We start from the raw sequence: 9469 nt of genomic DNA on the forward strand, positions 1-9469 counted from the left end.
GATATGTCTCATTCCACCGATATAGTCACCCTCGCCCGCTGGATGGCGGCCGACTTCAGCAATCAAGCCCAAGCTTTTGAAAATCCGCCTTTTTTCGCGCACATCCGCGTCTGCATGAGACCGTTACCCGTGGAGGTATTGGACGGAGTAAGTCTTTATCTAGAACAAGCCTACGACATCGAAATCAACTCTCCGTACCGAGTGCGAGTGTTAAAATTAGTCCCGGCGGACGATCGCATCGACATCGAAAATTATGCGATCGAAAACGAAGCACAATTCTACGGCGCATCCCGCGAACCCCAACGGCTGCAAGAAATCACAACAGCACAACTGAAACTGCTCCCCGGCTGCACCTTTATCACGCACTGGACGGGCAGCAGCTTCAAAGGGTGCGTCGAACCCGGAAAAGGCTGCGCTGTGGTCAGAAACGGCAAAAACACCTATCTAGACAGCGAATTCGAGATCGACCAAGACAAGTTTATCAGTCACGATCGCGGGCGCGACCCAGAAACCGACGCCCACGTCTGGGGAGCCCTGGCGGGCCCCTTTGAATTTACTCGCCGCGCCAGCTTCGCCGACGAAATTCAAGTTTAATGCTGCAAAACAAAGTCTCTTTTGGTCGATCGCTTGCAGATTAAAGGTTCACAATGCACCATTACCTGGTACATTAACCCAGTATTGGCAAGCAAGATTCACCGTTGATTTATGAAAGTCCTGGTTATTGGTGGCGATGGCTATTGCGGTTGGGCAACCGCACTCTACCTGTCTCAAAAAGGTCACGAAGTTGGCATCCTCGACAGCTTCGTGCGGCGGCACTGGGATCTGGAACTGTGCAGCGACACCCTCACTCCGATCGCGCCGATTCAGCAACGACTGCAGCGATGGCAAGATTTAACGGGTAAGTCGATCGACTTGTTCGTCGGTGACATCACCAACTACGATTTTCTCAGCAAAAGCATGAGAAAATTTGCACCAGAGGCGATCGTCCATTTTGGCGAACAGCGTTCGGCACCTTTCTCGATGATCGATCGCGAACACGCAGTCCTCACCCAAGTCAATAACGTCGTCGGGACACTCAACCTGCTGTACGCAATCCGCGAAGACTTCCCCGACTGTCACCTAGTGAAACTGGGGACAATGGGCGAATACGGCACCCCGAATATTGACATCGAAGAAGGCTACATTACGATCGAACACAACGGCCGCAAAGATACACTACCCTATCCCAAACAACCGGGCAGTTTCTACCACCTGTCAAAAGTCCACGACTCCCACAACATCCATTTTGCTTGCAAAATCTGGGGTTTAAGAGCCACCGACTTAAATCAGGGCGTAGTCTACGGCGTGCTCACAGAAGAAACCGGCATGGACGAACTGCTGATCAACCGTTTGGACTACGACGGAGTATTCGGTACGGCATTGAACAGATTTTGCATCCAAGCTGCGATCGGTCATCCCCTGACAGTTTACGGCACCGGCGGACAAACCCGCACCTTCCTAGACATTCGGGATACAGTGCGCTGCGTGGAATTAGCAATCGCCAACCCCGCCGCCGCCGGAGAATTCCGCGTTTTCAACCAATTCACTGAACAATTCAGCGTCGGCGACTTAGCCTTGTTGGTGCAAAAAGCAGGCACGGCAATGGGATTAAAAGTAGAAATCAACAACATCGCAAATCCCAGAGTCGAGAAAGAAGAACATTATTTCAATGCCAAAAACACCAGCTTGCTAGAACTAGGCTTGCAGCCGCACTATCTCTCAGATTCGCTGCTCGATTCTCTGCTGAATTTTGCTACAAAATATCAGCACCGCGTCGATAAAAACCAGATTTTGCCGAAGGTTTCTTGGCACAGGTAATTTTGGGTTTCTAGTTGCGGGAGAGAGTTTTTTTAACGAACCGCGAAGGCGCAAAGGGCGCTAAGGAAGAGAAAAGAAGGGAAGAGAAGGCTTTACAAGTTGTGAATGGATTTCCCTCTATCTTTGGCTCTGTTGCTCTGTGTCCTCTGTGTCCTCTGCGGTTAATTTAAAAATTATATCTCGCAATTACTGGTGATGAAGCTGCTAACAGAATCCTATTTAAATCAAGCGAGTAAATTGCCGAAAACAGGTCGTCACATTCTGGCGCAATTTGATGATAATACTGTTGTAGTGTACCAAGCTTACTGTCCGGCGATCGGTCTTTTTGCTGCGGAACACGGTTATTTTGGCGGTGAATTCAGTCTGCACCGCATGAGTTGGATCAAGCCCAATTTTCTCTGGATGATGTATCGATCGGGATGGGGAACAAAACCGGGACAAGAAGTGATTCTGGCGGTTCGGCTAAAACGTTCCGCCTTTGATGAAATTTTAGCATCTGCCGTTGGTTCTAAATTCGTTCCAGCAGTGTACGGAAGCGAAAGAGAATGGCAGCAAGCTGTTAAAAGTTCGGATGTACGGCTGCAATGGGACCCGGACCGTCACCCAAGCGGTGCAAAACTAGAACGGCGGGCAATTCAACTGGGTTTGCGCGGCAGTGTTTTAGCTAATTACTCGCGAGATTGGATTGTGAATATTGAGGATATTTCCGAATTCGTGCAGCAACAGCATCACTACAATACAAAAGCCGATCGCGCGCAATTACTTACTCCTTGCGAGAGAGTGTATCCTGTTACCGACCCCGACGTTTGCCAAAGACTGGGAATATCGATTTCCTAAACAATATATAAAGAATATAGCCTTTCTCAAAAAAATGAGGTATGTCTGGTAATGGGCGATCGGGAATTGGTAATTGGCAATTGGCAATTGGCAATTGGCAATTGGTAATCGATAGTTTCTCTAAGCTTTCCGAGGTTTATCTCCGGTAAAGACGCTCGCTATTATGTGTGTTCTCCCTACTGAATAGTAGCAGAATTTGGCATACCCGATCTTTATGAGAATATATAACTACAGCTTTCTTCCTTCTTCCTGATGACGTTGTACGGAAAACTCGGAGGCGGCAGCACTGATGACGTTGGACTGATGACTACCCTTCGACTTCGCTCTTCGGGTAAAATGACTAATGACTAATGACTAATGACTAATGACTTCTTCCTTCTTCCTTCTTCCTTCGTTTTATGAAAATTGCTCTGTTCACTGAAACATTTTGGCCGAAAATAGACGGCATTGTCACGCGCTTGATTCACACTGTAGATCATTTGCAGCGAGCGGGCGAACAAGTTTTGATATTTTCCCCGGATTACGGGATTACAGAATACAAAGGCGCTCGGGTTTACGGTGTTGAGGGTTTGCCTTTGCCGATGTACCCGGAGTTGAAAATGGCACTTCCTTCTCCGGCTGTCGGCCGCGAATTAGAGCAGTTTAAACCGGATATTATTCATGTTGTCAATCCGGCAATTTTGGGGTTGGGCGGCATATATTACGGCAAAAAGTTTAATATTCCGATTTTGGCTTCTTACCACACTCATTTACCTAAATATTTGCACCACTACGGTTTTGGAATGCTCGAACCTTTGCTGTGGGAATTGCTTAAAGGTGCTCACAATCAAGCTGAATTAAATCTGTGCACTTCTACAGCAATGGTGGAAGAGTTGAGAAATCACGGGATCGATCGGGTGGATTTGTGGCAGCGGGGCGTTGATACCGAAATGTTTGTCCCCGAATTGGCAAGTCCAGAAATGCGATCGCGCTTGTCTGAAAATAACCCAGACAGCCCCTTACTACTCTACGTCGGCCGTCTCGGTGCCGAAAAAGAAATCGAGTCGATCAAGCCAGTCCTCGCCGCGATTCCCGATGCCCGCCTCGCCCTAGTGGGAGACGGGCCGCACCGACAAACCCTCGAACAATATTTTGCTGGCACTCCTACTAATTTTGTCGGCTACCTGAAGGGGCAAGAACTAGCTTCTGCTTACGCATCTGCCGATGCCTTCATTTGTCCCTCCCGCCCCGAAACCCTGGGCTTGGTGCTCCTGGAAGCAATGGCTGCGGGCACGCCCGTAGTGGCGGCGCGCAGCGGCGGAATTCCCGATATCGTTACCGACGGGGTTAACGGCTATTTATTTGACCCGGCTGATGAAGCAGGAGCTCTGGCTGCTACTCAGCGCTTGTTTGCCAATCCCGAAGAACGGGAAACCCTGCGCCAAAACGCTCGCTCTGAAGCTGAACGCTGGGGTTGGGGCGCTGCTACGGCACAACTGCAGCGCTACTATCAATCGGTGGTATTTGCCCAGTCGATGCCGTCTGCTGCGTGAATTTTGCAGTCAATGCTGGTGATGCTAAAAACCTGGTTTCTCGATCGAGCCGGTTCGCGCGTGCGTGTGCAAGTCCGCACGCGCGAACCAATTTTAGAGCGGTCAATCCACCGGAGGCGATCGGAGTCCTCTGTTATATCAAATCCTCTCTTCATCGGAATGATTCAGATATATATTCTCGGACTCTGTGTACTCTGTGTTCTCTGCGGTTAAATCATTCCGATGCAACCGGAAACGATATTAGAAGCTGTTGTGCTTTTTGCTACCGACAGCCCGACCGATCGCCAGATCGCCAGATCGCCCGATCGTCCGTTGCTAGCGAAAACCCGCTTTCTCCAAGACCGATCGAAATTTTTGGCGGCTTTAATTGTGTAGCTATCCTGCTGTTGCGTTTACCATTAAACTATGAGTAGCTTGGGAATGTTTCGCCCCTGACAAAATACCGCCATTCACCAGACCGGATGCGATCGCCGAGGGCGCTAAAACAGTCAGATTGCGTAGCAGCCTCCTGACATAGCGTCAAATCTACATTGCCCGCAATCGATCGCACCAGCCGGCAAGTTAATTTTCTGGCTGGCAGTGTTCCGAACTCAAGTTCAGCTTTAATTCACGAACCAGGATCGGTATCGATGTTGTAAAAAAAACGATCGATCGAGCATATGTAAAAAGCAAACTGAAGTTGCGGCCAAAAAATCAACTCGCGATCCCTCAAAGCTACAAGCGAGTGCAGGCTTTTGGAGCAAACAACTTAAATAGTTTGCACCGCCCCAGAATCTAGCACCCTCGACCAGCAGGTCTGTCTACCCCTCTGAGCAAGCAGTTAATCATGACATTCTCCAATGCTGGTAGCGTTCTGGCTACACTGACTCAAGTCAATTTTATGGGGGCGTTGACCTCCCGGGTTAAGAGCCTGCCAGTTCCTGAATTAGTGTGCCTGCTGGACTTTATCACGGCAGAATTTCAGCAATTTATCCGGGCGATGGACCTGATTAACAATGAAGCGCTCGAAACTCTCTTAGAGCAACTGTTAGATGCCTTCACTGTCAAAATTGGTCAAATTCTGCAAGCAGACCGGACAACAATTTTTTTAGTGGACGCCAACAAAAATCAACTTTGGCACAAAACAGCCGATCCGCTCACGGGCGAAGATGTAGAAGTTCGCTTGCCGATGGATGCAGGCATTTTAGGCTACGTAGCAAGTACCGGAAAATCGGTAAATTCCGTGGCAGGTCGATCGCACGAGCATTTTAATTCCGAAGTAGACGAACCGCCGGACTACCGGATCGAGACCATCCTCTGTATGCCGATTTTTAGCAGCAAGAGCCAAAACGAACCCGTAGCTGTAGTCAGACTGCTGAATAAAGCTGGCAATGTCCCCTTTGACGAAGAAGACGAAGTGCAGTTTCAGGCTTTTGCAGATTCGATCGGGATTATTCTCGAAAGCTGTCAGTCTTTCTACGTCGTCGCCCGCAACCAGCGAGGGGTGGCCGCGCTGTTGAGAGCCACCACAACTTTAGGTCAAAGTCTTGACTTGGAAACAACTTTGCGCTCTGTCATGGATCAAGCTCGCGACTTGATGCAGGCCGATCGCAGCACGCTATTTTTATTAAATCGGGAAACCAACGAACTCTGGACAAAAGTCGCCAAAGCCGACGGCAAAACGATGGTAGAAATTCGCATTCCTGCCAACAAAGGAATTGCCGGCTACGTGGCTTCGACCGGTCAACCCCTAAATATTACAGATGCTTACGACGATCCCCGCTTTGACCCCTCTACAGACCAGCAAACCGGATACCGCACTCGGACTGTCTTGTGTATGCCGGTGTACAACGCTAAAGGCGAGCTGATCGGCGTAACTCAGCTAATTAATAAGAATCAAGGCACTTTCACCCCTTCCGATGAGGAGTTTTTGCGAGCGTTTAATTCCCAAGCCGGAATGGCGCTGCAAAATTCCCAACTGTTTCAAAACGTGATGGTGGAAAAGCAGTATCAAAAAGATATGCTGCAAAGTCTGTCAGATGCAGTGATTTCTACCGATTTGCAGGGCCGAATTGTCACAATTAACGAAGCAGCGCTGGAACTGTTGGGCTGTCCCCCAAATCAAGGTAAAAGCAAACACAATCCCCAGATTTGGGAAGAAAAACTGATCGACCGCTATGTTTGGGAAGTTGTGCCGATCGACAATTTGCAATTTCGACTCGAAGATAGTCTCAACAATGCTGCCCGACATTACGTTCCCGAACAAACTTTAACTTTGGGACTGTTGGTGGAAAAAACCTTTTTTTCTGCAGCATCCCCAGAAAAAACAGCAGAAGAAACAGTAGAAGAAATAGCAGAAGAAAGTTACATTTTGGCCGTACCCGATCGCACAGACCCGAATTTATATTACGCTTGGGGCGAAAACAGTGCCTGGACCCAAGAAGTAGCTCTAGCAGAATTAGCTAATTCCCAATCTCTATTTTCGCTGCCGAATTCTGCCCGGAATCACCCTTATTGTCCCCTACCCATCAAGAAATCTCAAATTAAACTAATCGAACGCAGTTTGAATTTGACAGTCAACCCGCTGATCAATCCAGAAGGCGGCGTGCGCGGCGGTTTAGTGGTACTCGAAGACATCAGCCGCGAAAAGCGGATGAAAAATACGATGTACCGCTATCTGACTCCTGGAGTCGTAGATAAAGTGATGGCCCTGGGCGAAGGAGCCCTGATGGTGGGCGAACGCAAAGAAGTGACTATTTTATTTTCCGACATTCGCGGCTACACCACCCTGACCGAAAATCTGGGAGCATCGGAGGTGGTATCCCTGCTAAACCAGTATTTTGAGACGATGGTGGAGGCCGTTTTCCATTACGAAGGTACTTTAGACAAATTTATCGGCGATGCTTTAATGGCAGTGTTCGGCGCGCCGCTGCCGCTGAATCCTCCCGAAAGTCACGGTTGGATGGCGGTTCAGTCGGCTTTAGATATGCGGAGGCGTTTGAAAGAGTTTAATGATTCTCGCCCCGCGGAAGTTCCGTTTCGTTTCGGAATAGGGATTAGTTCGGGAGAAGTCGTTTCCGGCAATATTGGTTCGGAAAAACGGATGGATTACACGGTAATCGGCGATGCAGTAAATTTGAGTTCGCGCTTGGAACAGCTTACAAAAGAGTACGGCTGCGATATTATTTTGAGCGAATTTACCTACAATTTGTGCCGCGAAGGAATTTGGGTGCGAGAGTTGGATAAGGTGCGGGTTAAGGGCAAAAATCAGCCTGTGGGAATTTACGAGTTGCTGCAAAATAGTACCGAGCCGATTGACGGCGAAACTGAAAGGTTTTTGGAACTTTACAGTAACGGTCGGGATGCTTATATTGCTAGAAATTTTCCGAAAGCTATTAGTTATTTTGAGGCGGCTTTAGCAATGCGACCGAGCGATCGACCTGTGGAAGTTCACCTGCAGCGCTCCCTCAGCTATTTGGAAGTACCCCCGCCCGACGATTGGGACGGCGTGCATACTATGACAACAAAGTAGTTAATTATATCATATCCTAGCGTCGAAATATAAAAAGATTGGAATGATTTTTGATATCTTCCTTATGACAGAGTTCGTAAATGAAAAAATGTGAAAACATAAATCGGATACCAAACTAAAGTTAGTATATATTTCCAGGCCAAGTATTAAATGAACTATTTATCTGTTCCGAATGCCACAAAAGCCGATCGCATTCTGGTGGTAGACGACGCACCAGATAATGTTTTGTTGGTGCAAACAATCCTAGAAGAAGAAGGTTACGAAATTAGCACGGCCGAAAACGGCTTTTCTGCCTTGAGCCAGATTGACAAAGCAGCCCCGGATTTGGTACTGCTAGATGTAATGATGCCGGGAATGGACGGTTACGAAGTCACTAAACGAATTAGACAAAACAAGGAATTGCCGTTTATCCCGATTTTGCTGATCACGGCTCACGACAGCGCGAGCGTAGTCCAAGGATTGGATATGGGAGCAGACGATTTCATTCGCAAACCGGTGGAAATGGACGAACTGCTGGCGAGGGTGCGATCGCTCCTGCGACTAAAACACAGCGTAGACGAGCGCAATTCGATCGCCCTCCAGCGCGAAGATTTTGTCTCCAGACTCGCCCACGACTTGCGGACGCCCCTCGTAGCTGCCGATCGAATGCTAACTTTAATGCAGCAGGGAGCTTTGGGAGAAATCTCCCCTCAGATGGGCGATGCTTTCGGGACAATGGTTCGCAGCAACAAAAACCTGATCGCCCTGGTAAATATGCTGCTGGAAGTCTACCGCTACGAAGCAGGCGGCAAATCCCTAAGTTTCGCTCCCGTGGACTTGCACCAGTTGATTAGCGAAGTAGCCGAAGAACTCGCTCCCCTAGCCGATGCTAAAGGTTTGTCCGTAAATTTAGACTTGACAGAAAGTGCAGAAAGTGCACCGATTGCGAAGTATCCGGGCGATCGTCTGGAGCTGCACCGCTTGCTGACAAACTTAATCGGAAATGCAATCAAATTCACCGACAGCGGCTCAATCGATGTCAGCTTAAAAGCGGCCAATTCACCTGCTTATAAGAGCTTTAAAAACCAACCGCTGGCTTGGGTAATTATTCAAATCCAAGATACCGGCCCTGGCATTTCGCCCGCACAACAAACCAAGTTATTTGAAAGGTTTGGATCGGGAACTCACAAAAAATCCGGCACGGGTTTGGGACTGCACCTCTGCCGCCAAATAGTCGAAGCCCACCGCGGCACGATCGAGGTAAAATCAGAGTTGGGCGAAGGCAGTTTGTTTACTATTCGCTTGCCTTGTTAAAGCGGTCTAGTTGAGTATTGTACTGCGGGCGATCGGATTCAAGAAGGCCGCTCGACAACAATAAAATTGGTTTGTAGTGAGGACTTGCATTCCTCACTACAAACCTTGACTGCGGGTAATTGACCGGACATGACATAACAAATAACAAACAACAAATAACAAACAACAAATAACGGTTCTTCCTTACTTACTATGCTAAATCAATAGCTAAATCAGTGAAAATATTTGAACAAATATATAGAAAAGTAAATCAAGTCCATGTCAAGCTTGACCTGCAGGGCTAGTTTAATTGTTAATTATCAAAGAGCCACAAGAGTTTTTGAGAGCGAATTACAGTCATGATTACAAAAAAGGGTACTAAAGTTCTAACAGAACTCCTGAATATACAAGGAATTAAAGTAACTCAAATGAGTCAAGTACCGGGAATTGGAATAATATT

Annotated in this window: 8 protein-coding genes; 7 read left to right on the forward strand and 1 reads right to left on the reverse strand. The window is 48.0% G+C overall.

Translation table 11 applies throughout. From position 1 onward, the window contains the following. Window positions 1-3: 3 nt before the first annotated feature. The 4 genes from WBA89_RS20460 to WBA89_RS20475 all read left to right on the forward strand — a co-directional run bounded on the left by WBA89_RS20460 (window position 4) and on the right by WBA89_RS20475 (window position 4226). Complete coding sequence (locus WBA89_RS20460; RefSeq protein ID WP_424409036.1) at window positions 4-594, forward strand: chromophore lyase CpcT/CpeT; 591 nt, start codon at window positions 4-6, stop codon at window positions 592-594. A 111-nt stretch (window positions 595-705) separates the two neighbouring features. Beyond that, window positions 706-1857, forward strand: coding sequence for an NAD-dependent epimerase/dehydratase family protein (locus WBA89_RS20465; RefSeq protein ID WP_424409023.1), 1152 nt, complete (start codon window positions 706-708; stop codon window positions 1855-1857). 195 nt (window positions 1858-2052) lie between these two features. Further along, a complete protein-coding gene (locus tag WBA89_RS20470; protein ID WP_424409025.1) occupies window positions 2053-2694 on the forward strand; it encodes a DUF4291 domain-containing protein in 642 nt (213 codons plus the stop codon). Between the two features lie 398 nt (window positions 2695-3092). Continuing rightward, window positions 3093-4226, forward strand: a complete 1134-nt coding sequence (locus WBA89_RS20475; RefSeq protein ID WP_424409027.1) for a glycosyltransferase — start codon at window positions 3093-3095, stop codon at window positions 4224-4226. On the opposite strand, the gene WBA89_RS20480 is transcribed toward WBA89_RS20475, so the two are convergent. Then, entirely contained in the window at window positions 4184-4381 is a 198-nt protein-coding gene (locus WBA89_RS20480) for a hypothetical protein (protein WP_424409029.1), read from the reverse strand. The two genes, WBA89_RS20475 and WBA89_RS20480, sit on opposite strands and share 43 nt — an antisense overlap. A gap of 67 nt (window positions 4382-4448) precedes the next feature. On the opposite strand from WBA89_RS20480, the gene WBA89_RS20485 reads away from it, so the two are divergent. The 3 genes from WBA89_RS20485 to WBA89_RS20495 all read left to right on the forward strand — a co-directional run bounded on the left by WBA89_RS20485 (window position 4449) and on the right by WBA89_RS20495 (window position 9030). Beyond that, a complete protein-coding gene (locus WBA89_RS20485; RefSeq protein WP_424409030.1) occupies window positions 4449-4601 on the forward strand; it encodes a hypothetical protein in 153 nt (50 codons plus the stop codon). Between the two features lie 451 nt (window positions 4602-5052). Next, window positions 5053-7737, forward strand: a complete 2685-nt coding sequence (locus WBA89_RS20490; RefSeq protein ID WP_424409032.1) for a GAF domain-containing protein — start codon at window positions 5053-5055, stop codon at window positions 7735-7737. Window positions 7738-7887: 150 nt separating this feature from the next. Continuing rightward, window positions 7888-9030, forward strand: coding sequence for a sensor histidine kinase (locus WBA89_RS20495; RefSeq protein ID WP_424409034.1), 1143 nt, complete (start codon window positions 7888-7890; stop codon window positions 9028-9030). The last annotated feature ends 439 nt before the right edge of the window (window positions 9031-9469 follow it).

It is taken from the genome of Microcoleus sp., assembly GCF_049646505.1.
Taxonomy (GTDB): Bacteria; Cyanobacteriota; Cyanobacteriia; order Cyanobacteriales; family Microcoleaceae; genus Microcoleus.

Coding starts and splice junctions, on each gene's coding strand:
- WBA89_RS20460 (WP_424409036.1), top strand. CDS start 4: ATGTCTCATTCCACCGATATAGTCACCCTCGCCCGCTGGATGGCGGCC.
- WBA89_RS20465 (WP_424409023.1), top strand. CDS start 706: ATGAAAGTCCTGGTTATTGGTGGCGATGGCTATTGCGGTTGGGCAACC.
- WBA89_RS20470 (WP_424409025.1), top strand. CDS start 2,053: ATGAAGCTGCTAACAGAATCCTATTTAAATCAAGCGAGTAAATTGCCG.
- WBA89_RS20475 (WP_424409027.1), top strand. CDS start 3,093: ATGAAAATTGCTCTGTTCACTGAAACATTTTGGCCGAAAATAGACGGC.
- WBA89_RS20480 (WP_424409029.1), bottom strand. CDS start 4,381: ATGAAGAGAGGATTTGATATAACAGAGGACTCCGATCGCCTCCGGTGG.
- WBA89_RS20485 (WP_424409030.1), top strand. CDS start 4,449: ATGCAACCGGAAACGATATTAGAAGCTGTTGTGCTTTTTGCTACCGAC.
- WBA89_RS20490 (WP_424409032.1), top strand. CDS start 5,053: ATGACATTCTCCAATGCTGGTAGCGTTCTGGCTACACTGACTCAAGTC.
- WBA89_RS20495 (WP_424409034.1), top strand. CDS start 7,888: ATGAACTATTTATCTGTTCCGAATGCCACAAAAGCCGATCGCATTCTG.